The sequence below is a fragment of the Acidovorax sp. DW039 genome (genome assembly GCF_037101375.1).
Lineage (GTDB): Bacteria > Pseudomonadota > Gammaproteobacteria > Burkholderiales > Burkholderiaceae_C > Acidovorax.
The window spans coordinates 2,770,757-2,789,655 of record NZ_AP029019.1 but is presented as its reverse complement, the minus strand read 5'-3'; the positions used below and the strand labels follow the sequence as shown (position 1 = coordinate 2,789,655).

Genomic DNA, 18,899 nt, shown 5'->3' with positions numbered 1-18,899 from the left:
GGGGGTAGTGACGGTGGCGAGTCAGAGGCTTTGCGCCAGCAGCTCCCGATAGTCTTCCCGACTGGCGATGCGTGGGTTGGTCTTGTGGCAGTGGTCCGCCATGGCGCCATCAATCACCTGTTCAAAGATGTCTGGAGATACTCCCAGCGCGGCCAGTCCCGTAGGCAGGCCGAGTCGTTGGTTCATTTCTTCGACGGCGGCGGCTACATCGCCCGAAGAGGTAAGTCCCATCGCATGGGCCATGCGCTCCAGCCGTCGCTCGGATGCCACGCTCTCACAGGCAGCGTTGAAGCGGATGACCGCAGGCAGGAACATGGCGTTGAGGGTGCCGTGGTGCAGACGGGGGTTGATTCCGCCCAGGCTATGGCTGAGGCTGTGGACACAGCCCAGCCCCTTCTGGAAGGCCATGGCCCCCTGCATGCTGGCGCTCATCATCTGCAGCCGTGCCTGACGGTCGCAGCCATCACGGGTGGCTTGTTCGATGCTGGCCCAGCCACGTTGCAGTCCGTCCAGGGCAATGCCGTCTGCAGGTGGGTTGAACGCAGCGGACATGAAGGTTTCCATGCAGTGGGCAATGGCATCCATTCCGGTGGCGGCGGTCAGCATGGGCGGCAGCCCCAGGGTCAGCTCCGGATCGCAGATGGCGGCCTTGGGGACCAGGTTCCACGAATGAAAACCCAGCTTGCGATGGTCGTCCACGATGATGATGGCTCCACGCGCCACCTCGCTACCCGTTCCGCTGGTGGTGGGTACGGCAATCACGGGTGCGGTGCGTTCACTGATGCGGGGGGAGCCGCCTTCAATGGTGGCGTAGTGGGTCAATGGGCCTTCGTGTGTCGCCGCGATGGCAATCCCTTTGGCGCAATCAATGGCTGAGCCGCCACCCACGGCAATCAGGCCGTCGCAGCCTTGTGCCTTGTACATCTGCACGGCGGCACGCACCGCTGCTTCGGTGGGGTTGGAGGGGGTTTGGTCAAACACGGCCACGGGCAGGTCGGGCAGGGCATCCAGGGCTTTTTGCAGCACTCCGGCCGCTTTTACGCCCGGGTCGGTCACGATCAGCGGGCGCGTGATGCCGATGCGCTCGCATTCCTGCTGCAGTAGCTTGACTGCACCGAATTCAAACTGGATCTGGGTTACGTAGTTGATGAATGCCATGGCGCAAGAGCCTCCCAAATAGAGCCAGATGAATCGGACTGCCCGCTGCTGCTTCGTGTTGTCCGTCTGCGGCTACGATAGCGCGCCCGATTCCGTTGAAGTGAGCCACTTTATAAGGAGGAGACCCCCGTGAACACGAAGCAAACCCTGATGGCGGTGCTGTGCGCCGTCACCTGTGCGACAAGCGCACAGGCCGAGTGCCTGACCGATGCCCACGCGGCTGAATTGGTGAGCCACTACATGGCGCGCACGCCCGCTGCCAATCCGGAAGGCTTGTCCGACGCGGACGGAGCCTGCACCCGTGCGAAGGTCAATGCCCTGCTGGCCCAGCGCATGGGCAAGGTGGTGGGGTACAAGGCGGGGCTTACCAACCCTGCCGTGCAAAAACGGTTCAATACCGACAAGCCCGTGTGGGGCAAGCTCTATGAAGGCATGGTGTTGCCCAGCGGTGCCACTGTGGAAGCCAGCTTTGGTGCACGGCCCTTGTATGAAGCCGACATGCTGGTGCGCGTGAAAAGCGCCGACATCAACCGCGCCAAAACCCCTATGGACGTGCTGCAGTCCATCGACCAGGTCATTCCTTTCATCGAACTGCCGGATCTGATGGTGCAGGCTCCTCCCAAGCTCAATGGGGCAGGCGTCACGGCCATCAATGTGGGCGCAAGGCTGGGCATTGCGGGCGAGCCATTGCCCGTGCCCACCTACCGGGCCGAACGCTATGCCTTGCTGCAGGCGCTGGCCGACATGCAAGTGAGCCTGACCGATGGTGCCGGCGTGCGCCTGGGGGGCGGCAAGGGCAGCGACATTCTGGAGCACCCCTTGAATGCAGTGGTGTGGCTGGCCGGAGCGCTGACCCAAGAGGGGCTGGCCATGCAGCCGGGCGACCTCATCAGCCTGGGCTCTTTTTCGCCCTTGCTGCCGCCCAAGCCGGGCCTGTCTGTCACCGCAACTTTTGATGGCCTGCCGGGCGCGCAGCCTGTTCGGGTGACGTTCAAGTAGGCCTTATTGAGCACTGAATGGTTTGATGACCGGAGTTCTATTGTTGTGAGCGATCTGCATATTCACCACACCCGCCTGACTTCACAGATGCGCTCTGTGCTTCAGGGCATGGCTCGCGCAGGCCATCCCCCACTGCATACGCGCACACCTGCACAGGCGCGTGTGGCCTATGAAGCGGGTGCGGGCGTGCTGGAGTTACCCAAGGCACCTTTGCCACGTGTGGAGGATCTGCAGATTCCCGCCCGTGATGGCCACCCGCTACCAGCACGGCTTTATGCGCCCGTGGCGCGGGGCGAGGCAGTGCTGCCTGTGCTGCTCTATACCCACGGCGGGGGCTTCACCATTGGCAGCATTGCCACGCACGACGTTTTGTGCCGCGAGCTGGCAAGGCTTTCGGGGGCCATGGTGGTGTCGCTGGATTACCGCCTGGCACCGGAGTATCGGTTTCCGACCGCCACCAACGACGCCTGGGATGCGCTGGTGTGGCTGGCCCAGAACGCCCAGGCACTGGGGGCAGACCCCCAGCGGCTGGCGGTGGGGGGTGACAGTGCAGGCGGCACGCTGGCGGCAGTCAGTGCCATTCTGGCGCGTGATGCGGGCCTGCCGCTGGCGCTGCAGCTGCTGTTCTACCCCGGCTGCGCGGCTCACCAGGACACACCTTCGCACGCCACGTTTGCCCGCGGTTTGGTGCTGGAAGAACCCGCCATCAGCTGGTTTTTCGGCCACTACGTGCAAACCCGGCAGGAGCGCGAAGACTGGCGCTTTGCGCCGCTGCACGCTCCTGATGTGGATGGGGTGGCTCCCGCATGGATCGGCCTGGCCGAGTGCGACCCGCTGGTGGATGAAGGTGTGGACTACGCAGACAAGCTCCGGCTGGCAGGTGTGCCGGTGGACCTGGAGATCTACCGCGGCGTAACCCACGAGTTCATCAAGATGGGGCGCGTATTGCCTGAAGCCCGCAAAGCCCATGCCGATGCAGCGCGTGCGCTGCGGCAGGCTTTTGGAATGGAGTGATGTGATGCAACGGCAGGACTTCCGATGTGTGCACCGCATGAGGGTGCGCTGGGCCGAAGTGGACATGCAGAAGATCGTGTTCAACGCGCACTATCTGATGTATGTGGACTGCGCCATGTCCGAATATTGGCGGCAGCTGGCCTTGCCCTATGAATCCGGAATGCAGGCCCTGGGTGGCGAGATGTATGTGAAGAAGGCCACGCTGGAATACCACGCCTCAGCCCGGCTGGATGATGTGCTGGATGTGGGCCTGCGTTGCGCGCGCATCGGCAATTCGTCCTGCCTCTTTCAGGCGGGCATCTTCAGTGGCGACCAGCTTCTGGTCTCCGGCGAACTGGTCTATGTTTTTGCCGACCCTGTGACCCAGTCATCTACGCCTGTGCCTGGAGCCTTGCGCGCCATGCTGGAAGGGTTTGAGGCGGGTGCCGAGATGGTCGAGATCCGCACGGGTGACTGGAATGCCCTGGGGCGGGATGCGGGCCGGTTGAGAACCGCGGTGTTTGTGCGTGAACAGGGCATTGCCCCGGACATCGAGGCAGATGCCCTCGACGCCAGCGCGCGCCATGCCGTGCTTTACAACCGCATTGGTCAGGCAGTGGCGACAGGGCGCTTATTGCAGGAGGCTCCTGGAATTGGTCGCATCGGGCGCATGGCGGTAGACCGCTCGTTGCGTGGTGCGCACTGGGGGCGCACTTTGCTCCATGCGCTACTGGATGCGTCACGCACGCGGGGTGACCGCCACGTGCAACTGCACGCGCAGTGCAGTGCCCAACATTTTTATGAACGCGCGGGGTTCGTTGTGCAGGGTGCCCCGTACCAGGAAGCGGGTATCGCCCACGTTCTCATGGGCAAGAACTTGTGAGTCTTTGACCCGGCGACCGGTGGGCCAGGGGTTCTACGCTCGCTGGCCCATCGCTCGCTGTTTTGGATCTTTGGATCGCTGCTTCAGATGTCTTCCAGCAAGGGGTAGGGCAGGGGGCGCAGTTCCAGCGCAACACCGTCCGTCGCACCCACTTGCAGTGTTTGGTCGGTGGCCGCGATTTGCAGGGACACCAAAGCATCAAAACCACCCGTGGGGGCGGCTGCGACCTGCACTACGGTGCCGCAAGGTTGTTCCAGATCGGCGGTCGTAAACACCTCAGCCCCCACCTGCAGGCTGGCGCTGGCATGGGCCAGGTAGGTGCGCCGCTTCAGTGTGCCCCTGAACTGGCTGCGTGCCACCACTTCCTGGCCGGGGTAGCAGCCCTTCTTGAAGTTGACCCCGCCCACCGATTCGTAATTCAGCATCTGTGGCACAAAGGCATCCACCAAGGGGGCGGTCAGCGTAGCCACACCGCTTTGCACTTCGCTCCACAGCCAAACGCTTGGGTCCATGGTGGGGCAAGAAGCGAAAGAGGGGATGGGTTGCCCTTGGGGCGCAATCCACAGGGCACGGGGCTGTCCTGCTGCAGGGTACAGATGGACAAGGGTTTGATGGTCGAAATCGGCCTTGGACCAGGCAGGTTGTGCGCTGGCAGCTACGGTTTGTATAGCGTCTCCAGCCAGGCCATACAGCGCATAGTCGTTTGTGGCGTCGCTCAGCTTGGCCTTGGCGCGCAATACAAACATGGACAGGCGCTTGAGGGTAGGGGCCAGCAGGTCAGCACTGCACAGCAACAGAATTTCGGTAGCGCTGCGCTTGAAGCCGATGAAGCTGGCCTGCATGCGGCCTTTGGCAGAAAGGAAGGCTGCCAGCCGGGCGTGGTTCATGTCCAGCAGGGCGAAGTCCTGCGTGAGCTGACTGTGGAGGAATTTGGCGGCGTCTTCGCCTTCCACGCGAATCACGCCGAGGTGGGACAGGGGGGCAATACCGTTCAAAAGCTGCGTCATGGCTGAATTATGATGCCCGCTCCTTTTCATACAGGCAGCAGGGTTGTGCGACGTTTATTGGCTTGGGTATTGGTTTGCGTGATCGCTGCAGGCGCCGCTGCTGCCTGGTGGCTGAACGAGCCTTTGGCGCGCTCGGCAGAGCCGCTGGAGCTGGCGATTGAGCCCGGCACCACTCCCCGTGGCGTTGCCCGCGATGTGGTCCAGGCCGGGGCCGAGGTCAACGCCCAGTTGCTTTACGCATGGTTCCGTCTCTCGGGGGAGGATCGACTCATCAAGGCCGGCAACTACGAAATCCCCGCGGGCACCACGCCGCGCAGCCTGTTGCGCATGCTGGTGCGGGGGGAAGAGGCTCTGCGTGCCCTCACACTGGTAGAGGGGTGGAGCTTCCGGCAGATCCGTCAGGCGCTGGCCAAGGAAGACATGATTCGTCAGGACACCGCCTCGCTCTCGCCGGAGGAGATCATGACCCGGCTGGGACGCCCGGGGATACCGGCCGAGGGTCGCTTCTTTCCGGACACCTATTCGTACGCAAAGGGCTCCAGCGACCTGGCCTTGCTGCGCCGCGCCATGCACGCCATGGACCGGAAGCTGGAGGCTGCATGGGCTGCGCGTGCTCCTGATCTGCCGCTGAAATCACCGGAAGAAGCGCTCATCCTTGCCAGCATCGTCGAGAAGGAAACGGGGCGGGCCAATGATCGTGCCCAGATTGCGGGCGTGTTTGTCAATCGCCTGCGCACCGGAATGCTGCTGCAAACAGACCCCACGGTGATCTACGGTATGGGCGAGCGGTTTTACGGCAATCTCCGCCGCCGTGATCTGCAAACCGACACCCCCTGGAACACCTACACGCGCCCAGGTCTTCCTCCCACTCCCATCGCCATGCCGGGCAAGGCTGCCTTGCTGGCGGCGGTGCAGCCTGCACCCACGCGCGCGCTGTATTTCGTGGCCAAGGGGGATGGCAGCAGCCATTTCAGCGCCACGCTGGATGAACACAACCGGGCTGTCAATCGCTATCAGCGGGGCCAGTCGCAGTAAAGTGCCGTGACCGTGGTTGCGATCGTGCTGCAGCTTTTCGTGTGTGGCACGCAATCGGGTCCTCCTCTTCAGGTTCAAAGGTTTTCATGTCCCGTTCTGGCTTGTTTATTTCGTTTGAAGGCATTGACGGTGCAGGCAAGTCTTCGCACATCGATGCACTGGCGCAGGCGTTTCGTTCGCAGGGCCGCTCCGTCACGCTGAGCCGCGAGCCTGGGGGCACGCCTCTGGCGGAAAAGCTGCGCGAGATCGTGCTCAACGACGCCATGGACCCGCTGACCGAGTCGCTGCTGATCTTTGCCGCCCGCCGTGACCACCTGTGCCAGGTGATCGAGCCAGCCCTGGCGCGTGGCGACGTGGTGCTGTGTGACCGCTTCACCGACGCCACCTTTGCCTACCAGGGAGCAGGGCGCGGTTTTGATACCAGTGTGCTATCACTTTTGGAGCGGCTTGCGCAGACCCACGTTGCGCCAGAGCCCGATTTGATGCGTGAACCTGATTTGACCATCTGGTTTGATCTGCCTCCCGAAGTGGCAGCAGAACGCCTGGCCGGAGCGCGCGTACCGGATCGGTTTGAGGCGCAACCCATCGAATTCTTCCGGCGCGTTGCGCAAGGCTATGCCGACCGTGCCCAAGCAGCCCCCCAGCGGTTTGCGCGGGTGGATGCGGCGCAGGAGCGCCACCGGGTCTGGCAGCAACTGGTGCAGGTATTTGTGCGCAAGGGTTGGCTGTCGATCATGGTGCCCGCGCCTGGAGGTTTGGCATGAGCAACGCTGCTGCCGAAGCCGCAGTGCCTCTGGCACCCTGGATCGCCTCGCAGCGTGACGCCTTGCTGGCGCAGCGGGGGCACGCATGGCTGCTGCAGGGGCCATCGGGCTTGGGGCAGTACGCGCTGGCGCTGGAGATGGTGCGCGCCTGGCTGTGCGATACCCCGACCGCCCACGGAGCCTGCGGCCACTGTGCCAGTTGCCATGCCATCGATGTGCGGACCCACGCCGACGTGTGTGTGCTGATGCCTGAAGTGCAGATGATGGAGCTGGGCTGGCCTTTGTCTGAAAAGGCCCAGGCAGAAATCGACGACAAGAAGCGCAAGCCCAGCAAGGAAATCCGCGTGGAAGCCATGCGCGATGCGGTGGAGTTCTCGCAGCGCACCTCGGCGCGCGGACGCGGCAAGGCGGTTTTGGTCTACCCTGCCGAGCAGATGAACCATGTCACAGCAAACGCCTTGCTGAAAACGCTGGAAGAACCACCGGGAGATGTGCGCTTTGTGCTCGCCAGCGAGGCTGCACACCAGTTGCTGCCCACCATTCGCAGCCGCTGCCTGGGGCACACCATGGCGTGGCCCGCTCAGGCAGATATGTTGCAGTGGCTGCAGTCGCAGGGCATACCCTCTGACGCAGCCGGGGCATTTTTGCGTGCGGCAGGCGGTCGGCCAGACGATGCCCTTGCCGCGGCGCGATCCGGTCGCAGCCCGCAGGCGTGGGCCTCGCTTCCGCAGGCGGTTGCCCGAGGAGACGTTACCGCGCTGGGTGACTGGCCGCCCGCCCAGGCGATTGATGCATTGCAAAAGCTCTGCCATGACCTGCTGGCGGTGAAAGTTGGCGCTGCGCCGCGGTACTTTGCCTTGGCTGACCTGCCCAAACCACCTTCGCTGCAGGCTTTGACCCGCTGGTCCAAGGCCCTTGCCAAGGAAGCCCGCACCGCAGAGCACCCGTTCAATACCGGCCTGATGCTGGAGGCGCTTGTTGCACAGGCGCGAAACACCCTACACTCAAGGCAACCAACGCATTGATTCCCATGAGCACACCATCAACCGCACCACGCCCCAGCGTCATGCAGCTGGCCATCAAGGAAAAAGGTGCCTTGTACGCCGCTTACATCCCGTTTTTTGTAGAAGGGGGCATTTTTGTCCCTACCCAGCGTGACTACAAACTGGGCGATGACGTGTATGTGCTGCTGACGCTGCCTGATGACACGCAGCGCTACCCCGTGGCGGGGCGCGTGGCTTGGGTAACCCCCGCGCGCGCGGCGGGCAACCGCACCCAAGGGGTGGGAATCCAGTTCCCTAAAGACGATAAATCGCGTTTGCTGAAGCTCAAGATTGAGGAAATCCTCGGAACTGCTCTGGGCTCAGAGCGTCCTACGCAAACGATCTGACGATTGCTGATTTTCCTTTTGCACGCCTGAAAAGGCCTAGTTGCACACTTACGGAGCGCCACTTGGCGCTCTAGTTCTTTTTGACACAGATCTGCCACCAAAGAGGGGCAGCGTTTGCAGCCCCTGTCACCTGGCTTGTCAACATCGTTCTGAATTGACTCTGCATGTTTACCGATTCGCATTGCCATCTTTCCTTTCCTGATCTGGTCAACCAGTTGCCAGCCATTCGTGATGCAATGGCTGCAGCCCAGGTGGACCGGGCCCTGTGCATATGCACCACCATGGAAGAGTTCGCCGACGTGCATGCGCTGGCTGTGCAGTACAACAACTTCTGGAGCACGGTGGGCGTGCATCCCGACAATGAGGGTGTTCTGGAGCCTTCGGTGGATGATTTGCTGGCCAAGGCGGCATTGCCTCGTGTCGTGGCCATTGGTGAGACCGGGCTGGATTACTACGGGATGGAAGACCGCAAGGGCGGGCGCAGCGTGGCAGACCTGGAGTGGCAGCGCGACCGTTTTCGCACCCATATCCGTGCGGCACGGGCCTGTGGCAAGCCGCTGATCATCCACACCCGCAGTGCCTCGGATGACACCCTGGCGATCCTGCGGGAAGAGGGCGAGGATGGGGCTGGCAATCTGGCGGGGGGGGTGTTTCACTGCTTCACCGAGTCGATGCAGGTGGCCCGGGCTGCGCTGGATCTGGGCTACTACCTCTCGTTCTCCGGCATCATCACTTTCAAGAACGCCCAGGATCTGCGCGATGTGGTGGCGTTCGCCCCCCTGGACCGGATATTGATCGAGACCGACAGCCCTTATCTGGCGCCGGTACCGTACCGGGGTAAAACCAATAATCCTTCCTACGTGCCTTACGTTGCGCAGCAGGTTGCTCAATGTAAAGGGGTGGCGGTGGAAGAAGTGGCGCAGGCCACCAGCCGTAATTTCGAGCGCTTGTTCAAGGAGGTCTCAGCATGCTGAGGCGCCGTCACGCTCTGTGCGCAGTGCCCTTGTGGGCGCTGGGAATCTCTGCATTGGCAGGTTCGTACGATGACTTTTTCACCGCCATCCTGCGCGACGACCCGGACACGATTACCGCACTTTTACAGCGCGGCTTTGATCCCAACACCCGTGATGCGAAAGGGCAGGTGGGCTTGGTGATTGCTTTGAAGCAGGAGTCCTTCAAGGCATTTGCTGCTTTGATGTCTTCCCGGCAGACAAAGGTCGAGGTACGCAACGCCCAAGATGAGAGCCCGTTGATGCTGGCGGCCATCAAAGGCAACCTCGACGCCGTAAAGCAGCTGGTTGCAAGGGATGCAGACGTCAACAAGACCGGCTGGGCCCCCCTGCATTACGCCGCATCGGGTGGCACTGAGGAACATTTGCGCATTGCGTCGTACCTGTTGGAAAACCATGCCTACATTGACGCAGCCTCTCCCAATGGGACCACACCGCTTATGATGGCTGCGCAGTATGGTTCAACCGATATGGTCAAGCTGTTGCTGGAGGAGGGGGCAGATCCGACCCTGAAAAACCGGCTTGGTTTGACGGCAGTGAACTTTGCTCAACGGGTCGGGCGGACTGAAACCGCTGCCCAACTTGCAGCCGCCATCCGCAAGCGCCAGCCCAATGCGGGGAAATGGTGATGGGCGTGCGCAGCGCGCGTTAGTAGCGCTTAAGCTTCCGACCGTGTCTCGTGTCGAGCAGACACTCAGACCCGCCTGGCGGCGCGCGCGCTCAATCCGCAGCCGTTGGGTGCGAACGGCTTTGCAGGCGGGCATAGAGGCCGCCAGAGGCCATCAGCTGCGCGTGGGTGCCTTGCTCCACGATGGCACCTCGCTCCATGACCACCACGCGGTCCGCGTGCTCGATGGTGGAGAGGCGGTGGGCGATGACCAAAGTGGTGCGGCCTTGCATCAGTCTCTGCAGGGCGTCTTGCACCAGTCTTTCCGATTCGGTATCCAGCGCTGACGTGGCCTCATCAAGAATCAGGATAGGTGCGTTTTTGTACAGGGCGCGGGCAATCGCAAGCCGTTGGCGCTGGCCACCCGACAACTGGGTAGCGTTATGCCCCGCCACGGTGTGGATGCCCTGAGGCAGGCCCGCCACATGGGTGGACAAATTGGCAGCGGCCAAGCATTCGTGTACGCGCTGTTCATCCATGGGGCTGCCCAGGGCCACGTTGGCGGCTATGGTGTCGTTGAACATGACTACATCCTGGCTCACCATGGCAAACTGGCTGCGCAGCGAGGCCAGGTCCCATGATTCGGTGGCGTGCCCATCCAGTGCAATGGTGCCTTCGCTGTGCGTGATGAAGCGGGGCAGCAGGTTGATCAATGTGGTTTTACCGGCCCCCGACGGCCCTACCAGGGCGACGACTTCCCCGGGGGCAACTCGCAGGTTCACGTTGTTCAGTGCTGGCGCCTGATCGGAGCCAAAACGCACGGTGACGTTGGTCAGCACAATTTCTCCGCGAGCGCGATCCGCTTTGTGCTGGCCTTGCGTCTCTGCCCCCGTCTCGCCGAGCAGGGACAAGCCCCGCTCCAATGCAGCAACTCCGCGCGTGATGGGATTGGCCACATCGGCAAGCCTGCGTATGGGGGCAATCAGCATGAGCATGGCTGTGATAAACGACACGAAGCCGCCCACCGTGACATCTTTCACCGCGTCAGACTGCACCGCCCCACGGCTTTGCCAGAGCGCAATGCAGATCACCACGGACAGCGCTGCCGCTGCCAATAACTGGGTCAGGGGCGTCATTGCAGCAGAGGCGATCGTGGACTTGATGGCCAGTCGTCTGAGGCTCTGGCTCAATCCAGCAAAACGCTGTGCCTGGCTCTCCTGAGCCCCATGCAGCCTCACCATGCGGTGGGCCAATACGTTTTCTTCCACCACATAGGCCAGTTCATCGGTGGCTTGCTGGCTTACTTTGGTCAGTTGGTACAGCCTGCGTGACAGGGTCTTCATGATCCAGGCCACACCCGGCACCACCACGGCCACGATGAGGGTCAGTTGCCAGTTGAGATAGAGCAGGTAGCCCAGTAGCGCAATCAGTGTGAATCCGTCGCGCGAAAGGCCCAACAATGCCTGCACCAGCAGGTTGGAGCCGTTTTGAACCTCGTACACCACGGTGTTGGACAGTGCGCTCGCTGATTGCCTTGCGAACAGCCCCATTTCTGCTGCAAGCACCCGGTCAAACAGCGCTTTGCGCAACAGGAGCATGCCTTCATTGGCAATCTTTGCCAACGCATACTGGCCTACAAACTGTGCCAATCCGCGGATCACGAACACGCCCATGATGGCCAGGGGAACGGTCCAAAGCTGTAATGTTCCCTGCGTGAACCCCTTGTCCAGCAAAGGTTGCAGAAGTGCAGGAATCATGGGCTCTGTCACCGCACCCACCAGAGTGGCTGCAATGGCCAACCCCCAAGCCATGCGCTGCAGGCCAAAGTAGGCAGCCAAGCGTGCCAGCCGGGTCATCAAAGGAAGAGGGGGAGAAGGCTCGGTGGTGGGGGCTTGTGCTTGCATGTCCCTCGGATTCTACTTTTGGTGACAGTGCGCAACCGCATTCGCTTCTGCATCACAAGGCGCCAGAATCCTGGGGTGACGTGTGTGGGCCGCAGCGGAACTCATTGTTTCCAATTGACTCCACCTTGAATCAGCACAGTTTGTCACAGGGGTTGCCCGCCTGTGTGTAACATTCGGGCCTGTCCTACGCCATGCGGCGCTTGTTCGGCTAATGCTGGATGCCAATGACCATCGACCAAAAAACACCATCTTCCTTCTTTGCGGCCATGCCGTCTCTTCGCCGTCGTCATGCGGTGGCCACCATCTCAGCGGTTGCGGGCATGCCTGTATTTGCGCAGTTTCGTGTGGAAGTGACAGGGGTGGGGCTGACCCAGCTACCCATTGCAATCGCACCCTTCCGGGGTGATGCGCAGTCTCCCCAGAAAATTGCCTCCATCGTGCAAGCCGACTTGGAGCGTAGTGGTCAGTTCCGGTCCATTGACGCTTCGTCCGCATCTCTGGACGAGACCTCACGCCCCGATGTGGCGATGTGGCGTCAGAAAAGCGCGGATTCGTTGGCGACCGGCAGCATCACGCGGCTAGCGGATGGCCGCTATGACGTTCGCTTCCGCCTGTGGGATGTCGTGAAAGGGCAGGACCTGGGTGGACAAAGCTTTGTCGTGACCCAAGGTGACCTGCGTTTGGTCGCCCACCGGATTGCTGATTTCATCTACGAAAAACTCACGGGTGAGCGAGGCGTGTTCTCGACGCGCATCACCTATGTCACCAAGACTGGCTCGCGTTACAGCCTCTGGGTTGCCGATGCGGACGGCGAGAACGCCCAGTCCGCGCTGTCCAGTCCGGAGCCCATCATTTCTCCCGCGTGGTCTCCCAACGGCTCACAGATTGCGTATGTGTCGTTCGAGTCACGCAAGCCGGTGGTCTACGTGCATGAGGTAGCCACTGGTCGTCGCCGGTTGATTGCAAACTTCCGCGGCTCCAACAGTGCTCCTGCATGGGCTCCTGATGGCCGCACGCTTGCTGTCACCCTGAGCCGGGATGGCGGCTCGCAGCTCTACACCATCGATGCCAATGGCGGAGAGCCGCGTCGTCTCATGCAGAGTGCGGGCATCGACACGGAGCCGGCTTTCTCCAGCGATGGTCGCAGCATCTACTTCGTCAGCGATCGTGGCGGTGCTCCTCAGATTTATCGGGTCTCCACCTCAGGCGGTAACGCAGAGCGCGTCACTTTCACGGGCACTTACAACATTTCACCCGCCATCAGTCCCGACGGTAAATGGCTTGCCTACATCTCCCGCGTGAATGGTGCCTTCAAGCTGCATGTGATGGACATGGCATCAGGCACCGTCAGCGCCATCACGGACACAAGCGCGGATGAGAGTCCCAGTTTTGCACCCAACAGCAAACTGCTGGTGTACGCAACTCAGCAGCAAGGCAGAGAAGCGCTGATGACGACGACTTTGGATGGGAAAATCAAGGCACGCTTGGCTGGCCAGGCTGGAGACATTCGCGAACCCGATTGGGGATCGTTTCAAAAACAATGAGCTTTTGAAGTTTTTTAGCAATCCGTATTTTTTGGAGATTTTTGGATGATCAAACACGCCACCCTCGCTCTCTCTCTTGTTGCTCTTCTGGCTGCCGGTTGCAGTTCTGGTGTCAAGCTGGACGATGTTCCTGTCGAAGACAAAGCGGCCATGTCCACTACCGGCAATGGTCCTAACAGTGGCACCCCTTCTCAGAGCGGTGTCACTGGCGTGGACATCGGGCAATCCGCTCGTGATGGAGCTGGTCCGGTAGGTGTGAGCCGCATCGTCTACTTCGACTACGACAGCTATGTGATCAAGCCAGAATTCCAGGCCGTGATCGAAGCCCATGCACGTTTCATCAAGGCTGGCGGTAACCGCAAACTGATGGTTGAAGGCCACACCGATGAGCGTGGCGGCCGCGAATACAACTTGGCTTTGGGTCAAAAGCGTGCCGAAGCTGTGCGCCGCGCTCTGGCCTTGCTGGGCGTGCCTGATGCTCAGGTTGAAGCCGTGAGTTTCGGCAAGGAAAAGCTGGCAGCACAAGGGAACACCGAAGAAGTGCACGCCAAGAACCGTCGCGCTGAACTGTCCTACCGCTGATGCGTACGCCCTTCACTGCCAAGCCGATATCGTCCCTGCTGACTGCTTTGCTGGTGGGGTTGATTGCGTCCACCAGCCATGCTGCCATTTTTGAGGATGGCGAAGCGCGCAGAGCCATTCTGGAGCTGCGCCAGCGAGTTGATGCCCTGCAGGCCGGTCAGCAGCGCACGTCAGACGAACTGCGGCAAGAGAGCGATCAAGTACGCAGGAACCTGCTTGATCTTCAAAATCAAATTGAGCAGTTGCGCGCGGAGCAGGCCAAGCTGCGAGGACAAAACGAGCAGTTGCTTCGCGATGTCGCTGACTTGCAGCGTCGCCAGAAAGACATTGCCCAAGGTGTTGATGAGCGCCTGAGCAAGTTTGAGCCCGTCAAGGTCGCAGTGGATGGTCAGGAGTTTCAGGCAGATCCTGCGGAGAAGCGCGATTTTGAGGCTGCCCTCGCCGTGTTTCGCTCCGGCAAATTCGCTGAGTCCATCACTGCTTTCGTCGGCTTTGTTCGCCAGTATCCACGCAGTGGCTACCTGCCCTCGGCACGCTTCTGGTTGGGCAATTCTCAATATGCGCAGCGCGAGTACAAGGACGCGATTGGTAACTTCAAGCAGCTTTTGGCCGATGCTCCGGGGCACGCCCGCGCGCCTGAGGCCGCTTTGTCCATCGCGAATTGCCAGCTTGAGTTGAAGGATGCCAAGTCAGCCCGCAAGACGCTCGAAGATTTGGTGAAGGCCTATCCGCAATCTGAAGCCGCCATGGCGGCCAAAGAACGACTCGTTCGCCTCAAGTGACCGAGTCACAACTGCATTCATCGGAACCTCAGGCCATCCACACATCCGAGGGTGATATCACCCAGAGAAGGTTTGGAGGGCTTGAGCGGCTGTATGGGATAAGGGGCGCTCGTCGTATTCGTGGCAGTCATGTTGTGGTCGTTGGTATCGGTGGTGTAGGGTCTTGGGCTGCCGAGGCTTTGGCCCGCAGTGGTGTGGGGCGAATCACCCTTATCGACATGGACCATGTGGCCGAGTCAAACATCAATCGCCAGATCCACGCTACCACTTCCACCATAGGGCAAGCCAAGGTTCTTGCCATGCGTGACCGCATCGCGTTGATCAACCCCTCATGTGAGGTGCGCTGTATCGATGACTTTGTTGAGGTGGAGAATTGGCCCGGCCTGTTAGGGAAGGAGGGTGTCGATGCTGTTATCGACGCCTGTGATCAGGTCAAAGCCAAAGTGGCCATGGCTGCATGGGCTTTGCGGGGCAGGCATCTGTTCATCAGTGTGGGTGCTGCTGGTGGCAAGCGCCATGCGCACAGGGTAGATATCGATGATCTGTCCCAGACGACCCATGATCCTCTTCTGGCCCAGCTGCGCTATCGTCTGCGTAAGCAGCACGGTGCGGCTAAAGATGGAAAGAAGATCGGTGTCGCCTGCGTGTATAGCAAGGAAGCCGTCGCTGCGCCGGACGCCTCATGCGCTGTGTCGGGAGATGGCACGCTGAACTGCCACGGTTATGGCTCGGTTGTTGCGGTGACAGCGACTTTTGGCCAGTGCGCGGTGGGCTGGGTTCTCGACAAAATTTCGGCAGTTTCGTCGAAGGCTTGAAAATCACGCTATAATCTAAGTCTTCGCAGCAATGCAAAGACAGGTTGGGACGTTAGCTCAGTTGGTAGAGCAGCGGACTTTTAATCCGTTGGTCACAAGTTCGAATCTTGTACGTCCTACCACCGAATTCAGGCAAAAAAGCCAAAAACCCACTATTGAAAAATAGTGGGTTTTTTGTTTTGGACTCGCTGTTGGGCCACGAGTGATTGTTAGGTGATACGTACCAAAATAAAAGGTCTGTTATCGAAACAGACCTTTTGGATGCAATTACTTGCGTGCACCTGCCTTGTTGGTATGGGGCTTAGCTGTTCGCTTGTGGCTGTGGGGCTTGGCCTTGTTGCGGCTTGTTGAGTGGTGAGGCTTTGCGTGGCTGCTTTTTGCCGAGGGTCCATTCGCGCTGAAGCTGGGGCTCTTTGCCATGGCCAGAGGAGCCAAGGCGAGTGCAAACGCGAGGACGAGGACTTTCTTCATGTTGTGTGTACTCCTGATACCGAAATTGGCGCAGCGATGTTGCGCGAAGTTTGCCTCGTTGGCAACTGCTAACAAGAGGTTTGTGCTTATCTTCGGCATACCCATCTCACAATGTTGCGCCAACGCACACATTCATTGAGTCTGCCGCTTTCACTCTCGTCTTTATGATGTTTCTGGGCCGCAATGGCTGGCCCGTACGTGTATAAACCCGCCGGTCGTTCCGGAAGAAATAGCCAAAGTTCTGAGGCTATGTGAGACGGGCCGTTTGAATGCAGATATGCAGTGTGCGTCGAGACGCATGAACCGATCAACCAACCAAGAAAAGAGAAATTGCTATGGGCGCGCAATGGAAAGCCAAGGGCAAAGCACTGGTGGCCGATGCCAAAGGAAAGCTGTTTGGCAAGCTGGTCAAAGAAATCACGGTAGCGGCTCGTGGTGGTGCTGATCCTGCCAGCAATGCGCGTTTGCGCCTGGTGGTCGAGCAGGCCCGCAAGGCCTCCATGCCCAAAGATACGCTGGAGCGTGCCATCAAAAAAGGCTCGGGGACCGGTGCTGATGCTGTCAACTATGAGCGGGTGATCTACGAAGGCTTTGCACCGCACCAAGTCGCTGTCATGGTGGAGTGCCTCACTGACAACGTCAATCGAACCGCGCCAGAAATGCGGGTTCTTTTCCGCAAAGGGCAATTGGGTACGTCAGGTTCTGTGGCATGGGATTTCAATCATGTCGGCATGATTGAAGCTGAGCCCTCAAGGCCCGACGCTGATCCAGAGCTTGCTGCGATTGAAGCCGGTGCACAAGACTTTGAAGCTGGTGATGAAGAGGGCACCACCATGTTCTGGACTGACCCTACCGATCTGGATCTCGTCAGCCGGGCATTGCCTGCGCAAGGTTTCAATGTGCTGTCTGCGAAGCTGGGCTACAAGCCCAAGAATCCGGTCAATCCTGCCAACCTCACCGCAGAGCAGCTGGAGGAGGTGGAGGCCTTTCTCGCGGCCATTGATTCCAATGATGATGTGCAGAACGTGTTTGTGAGCTTGGCAGGCTGAATCAGCATTGCGGCAGCACAGGGCAAGGGATGTGTGTCTCTTGCCTTCCGTCTCTTTGCCCCCATTTCAGGAGCCAGTTGCGCTGTTGCGGGCTGTCTCGGGGCCTAGTGCTTGGGCTACGACTGGCCGCAGGCTTTCATGAGCTTCTTCTCAATGATTTGACTGATTCGATGAGCGACCATTACGCAGCACTGGGGCTTGCCCCCAACGCAAGCCTTGCAGATATCAAAAAGGCATACAGGCAAAAGGCGTCCTTCTATCACCCCGATAGAAATGACGCGCCTGACGCTGCGCGGCAGTTTGCTGCGGTTCAAAAAGCCTATGAGGTGCTGTCGGACGAGACGGCTCGCCAGGCTTATGACGACAATCGCCGACGCAACCTGCTGGATGACCCCCTGGAAACAGCTCAGGAAATCTGGCGTACCTATACCCACAACATTCTTGCCTCGTGAAAATTTCTCCGTTTTTCCATGATCTGCGTTCGGCCTACCAAGCCGAGATTGACGACCTGACCGAAGACTCTGAAGGAAAAGATGTGTTGCGCAAGCGTCTTGCGCAGAAGCGTTCCGAGATGGGTTTTCTGGTGAAGATGATGGATGCTGCGCCTGAAATGGTGGCAGTGGCTTTCCACCAGGGCTTCCGCTTCAATGACCTGAAATCTATGGAAGCCGTGATTTCGCAAGGCCATGCTGACTTGCCTGCGTGGTCCTCACTGACTCATGCGGTGGTTCTCGAGCCTTGGGCGCAGGCGCTTGTGAAATCCGTGCTGGCGGAACCTGGTGGAGATCGCTTCATGGTGGTGGCCGCCGGGCTGGAATACCTGCAGCAGCAGGCCCGATTCGCCCAAGCCAGCAGGTCTGCAGACGATTCGGATGCGCAAGACAGTGAAGACGACGACATGGATGCGGCGGAACACGACGATGACTACGACGCACTGAGTGCGGACGACGCGGTAGATCCACAGAACAGTCGCAGCCGTGAAGAGGCCAGTGCCAACTGGCTGGCCGACGTGGGCTTTGAGCGCAAGGATTGACGGCCCTGTACACGCAGGCATCACTGGCTCTTCATTCGCCCCGTGCCCGCCGGGCTGCAGCCCGGCAAGATATTTTCAGTTTTCCCAACAGGCTTCACGAGTGAGGTACACGTTCCCATGAGCAACCATCTGGCCCTGATCACCAAAACCACCAGCCTTATCGCCGCTGGCGACATCGTCGGCGCAGAGTCCGCATTGGCTGAGCTGGCTGATTCCGAGGGCGATCGTGCGCTGATGGTGGTGCTCGATCAGCTCGCCCCCAAGGATGTCTTGGCCGTGATGCGCGAGTACGACGATTCCAAGGCCTCTGTCGTCAACATGCTGGTGACTCCCGAGCAGTTCGCACGGGCCATGGTGCTGGAGAAGCAGTACAAGGACCTCACGCACACCCACCTGCGCAGCATGGTCAACTCAGTCGTCTTCCGTGACGACGCAGACCCTGTCGAGTTTCTCACCGCCATTGGTGATATCGAAGGCGGCGCGGAAGCGCTGGCCAACTACTTTGCAGAGAAGTGGAGCCGCCTGGAGGCCTTTGCGCGCACTGGCACTTTTGATGCGACAGAAGATTACGGCCCCACGCTGACGGACGATGAGTTGCTTGCCTCTGGCTACGTGCAGCCCAAGGTGGAACTGGATGAGGTGGCCGACCGCGACTGGATGCAGATGGCCTGGTTGCTGCGCTACGAGTGCCGGGATCTTTTCATTGAAACCTTGCTGGTCTTGCGTGCCAAAGCGCGAGCGTTTGATCTCGGTCTGGATGAGTCCGACGAACCTGCCGAGGAGGACGACGGCAAGTTTGAGACCAGTGAGACAGACCGCGGCAAGGCGACGCCCGCCGCCCGGGTTTCGGACGAAGAGTCGGCGATCTGATCG

At 60.2% G+C, this 18,899-nt stretch carries 20 protein-coding genes and 1 tRNA gene; 18 read left to right on the top strand and 3 right to left on the bottom strand.

Going from position 1 to position 18,899, the window contains the following annotated elements:
* Nucleotides 1–21 precede the first annotated feature (21 nt).
* Nucleotides 22–1,158 (bottom strand): iron-containing alcohol dehydrogenase, encoded by a 1,137-nt coding sequence (locus AACH87_RS12465; protein WP_338794779.1) that lies wholly within the window; start codon nt 1,156–1,158, stop codon nt 22–24.
* Nucleotides 1,159–1,287: 129 nt separating this feature from the next.
* Here AACH87_RS12465 and AACH87_RS12460 point away from each other — a divergent pair, with 129 nt between their 5' ends.
* From AACH87_RS12460 to AACH87_RS12450, 3 genes are all read left to right on the top strand, one after another.
* On the top strand, nt 1,288–2,157 hold the full coding sequence (locus AACH87_RS12460; RefSeq protein WP_338794778.1) for a fumarylacetoacetate hydrolase: 870 nt from the start codon (nt 1,288–1,290) through the stop codon (nt 2,155–2,157).
* 87 nt (nt 2,158–2,244) lie between these two features.
* Nucleotides 2,245–3,171: an alpha/beta hydrolase gene (locus AACH87_RS12455; RefSeq protein WP_338798940.1), complete on the top strand. Its 927-nt coding sequence runs from the start codon at nt 2,245–2,247 to the stop codon at nt 3,169–3,171.
* A 4-nt stretch (nt 3,172–3,175) separates the two neighbouring features.
* Complete coding sequence (locus AACH87_RS12450) at nt 3,176–4,033, top strand: YbgC/FadM family acyl-CoA thioesterase (RefSeq protein WP_338794777.1); 858 nt, start codon at nt 3,176–3,178, stop codon at nt 4,031–4,033.
* 83 nt (nt 4,034–4,116) lie between these two features.
* Here AACH87_RS12450 and AACH87_RS12445 read toward each other — a convergent pair whose 3' ends face one another.
* On the bottom strand, nt 4,117–5,040 hold the full coding sequence (locus AACH87_RS12445; RefSeq protein ID WP_338794776.1) for a folate-binding protein: 924 nt from the start codon (nt 5,038–5,040) through the stop codon (nt 4,117–4,119).
* A 45-nt stretch (nt 5,041–5,085) separates the two neighbouring features.
* On the opposite strand from AACH87_RS12445, the gene mltG reads away from it, so the two are divergent.
* The 6 genes from mltG to AACH87_RS12415 all read left to right on the top strand — a co-directional run bounded on the left by mltG (nt 5,086) and on the right by AACH87_RS12415 (nt 9,868).
* Nucleotides 5,086–6,075: an endolytic transglycosylase MltG gene (gene mltG / locus AACH87_RS12440; RefSeq protein ID WP_338794775.1), complete on the top strand. Its 990-nt coding sequence runs from the start codon at nt 5,086–5,088 to the stop codon at nt 6,073–6,075.
* A gap of 86 nt (nt 6,076–6,161) precedes the next feature.
* Entirely contained in the window at nt 6,162–6,839 is a 678-nt protein-coding gene (tmk, locus tag AACH87_RS12435; protein WP_338794774.1) for a dTMP kinase, read from the top strand.
* Nucleotides 6,836–7,864 carry a DNA polymerase III subunit delta' gene (locus tag AACH87_RS12430; protein WP_338794773.1) on the top strand — a complete coding sequence of 343 codons (1,029 nt, stop codon included), beginning with the start codon at nt 6,836–6,838 and terminating at the stop codon, nt 7,862–7,864. Before tmk ends, AACH87_RS12430 begins: the two co-directional genes overlap by 4 nt.
* Nucleotides 7,865–7,869: 5 nt before the next feature.
* Nucleotides 7,870–8,229 carry a PilZ domain-containing protein gene (locus AACH87_RS12425; protein ID WP_338794771.1) on the top strand — a complete coding sequence of 120 codons (360 nt, stop codon included), beginning with the start codon at nt 7,870–7,872 and terminating at the stop codon, nt 8,227–8,229.
* 164 nt (nt 8,230–8,393) lie between these two features.
* A complete protein-coding gene (locus AACH87_RS12420) occupies nt 8,394–9,203 on the top strand; it encodes a TatD family hydrolase (protein ID WP_338794770.1) in 810 nt (269 codons plus the stop codon).
* The gene (locus tag AACH87_RS12415; RefSeq protein WP_338794769.1) at nt 9,197–9,868 is read left to right on the top strand and encodes an ankyrin repeat domain-containing protein; all 672 of its coding nucleotides are present in this window, start codon (nt 9,197–9,199) and stop codon (nt 9,866–9,868) included. Before AACH87_RS12420 ends, AACH87_RS12415 begins: the two co-directional genes overlap by 7 nt.
* A gap of 91 nt (nt 9,869–9,959) precedes the next feature.
* On the opposite strand, the gene msbA is transcribed toward AACH87_RS12415, so the two are convergent.
* Nucleotides 9,960–11,750, bottom strand: a complete 1,791-nt coding sequence (gene msbA, locus AACH87_RS12410; protein ID WP_338794768.1) for a lipid A export permease/ATP-binding protein MsbA — start codon at nt 11,748–11,750, stop codon at nt 9,960–9,962.
* A gap of 224 nt (nt 11,751–11,974) precedes the next feature.
* Here msbA and tolB point away from each other — a divergent pair, with 224 nt between their 5' ends.
* The 9 genes from tolB (at nt 11,975) to AACH87_RS12365 (ending at nt 18,896) form a co-directional block, all read left to right on the top strand.
* On the top strand, nt 11,975–13,294 hold the full coding sequence (tolB, locus tag AACH87_RS12405) for a Tol-Pal system beta propeller repeat protein TolB (protein WP_338794767.1): 1,320 nt from the start codon (nt 11,975–11,977) through the stop codon (nt 13,292–13,294).
* Nucleotides 13,295–13,339: 45 nt separating this feature from the next.
* A complete protein-coding gene (gene pal, locus AACH87_RS12400; RefSeq protein WP_338794766.1) occupies nt 13,340–13,876 on the top strand; it encodes a peptidoglycan-associated lipoprotein Pal in 537 nt (178 codons plus the stop codon).
* Nucleotides 13,876–14,658, top strand: a complete 783-nt coding sequence (ybgF, locus tag AACH87_RS12395) for a tol-pal system protein YbgF (RefSeq protein ID WP_338794765.1) — start codon at nt 13,876–13,878, stop codon at nt 14,656–14,658. Before pal ends, ybgF begins: the two co-directional genes overlap by 1 nt.
* A gap of 11 nt (nt 14,659–14,669) precedes the next feature.
* Nucleotides 14,670–15,473: a tRNA threonylcarbamoyladenosine dehydratase gene (locus AACH87_RS12390; protein ID WP_338798939.1), complete on the top strand. Its 804-nt coding sequence runs from the start codon at nt 14,670–14,672 to the stop codon at nt 15,471–15,473.
* 46 nt (nt 15,474–15,519) lie between these two features.
* Nucleotides 15,520–15,595: transfer RNA gene (locus AACH87_RS12385), tRNA-Lys, on the top strand.
* A gap of 684 nt (nt 15,596–16,279) precedes the next feature.
* Nucleotides 16,280–16,993, top strand: coding sequence for a YebC/PmpR family DNA-binding transcriptional regulator (locus AACH87_RS12380; protein WP_338794764.1), 714 nt, complete (start codon nt 16,280–16,282; stop codon nt 16,991–16,993).
* A gap of 170 nt (nt 16,994–17,163) precedes the next feature.
* Entirely contained in the window at nt 17,164–17,445 is a 282-nt protein-coding gene (locus tag AACH87_RS12375) for a J domain-containing protein (protein ID WP_338794763.1), read from the top strand.
* The gene (locus tag AACH87_RS12370) at nt 17,442–18,026 is read left to right on the top strand and encodes a hypothetical protein (protein WP_338794762.1); all 585 of its coding nucleotides are present in this window, start codon (nt 17,442–17,444) and stop codon (nt 18,024–18,026) included. Before AACH87_RS12375 ends, AACH87_RS12370 begins: the two co-directional genes overlap by 4 nt.
* Before the next feature lie 117 nt (nt 18,027–18,143).
* The gene (locus AACH87_RS12365; RefSeq protein ID WP_338794760.1) at nt 18,144–18,896 is read left to right on the top strand and encodes a hypothetical protein; all 753 of its coding nucleotides are present in this window, start codon (nt 18,144–18,146) and stop codon (nt 18,894–18,896) included.
* The last annotated feature ends 3 nt before the right edge of the window (nt 18,897–18,899 follow it).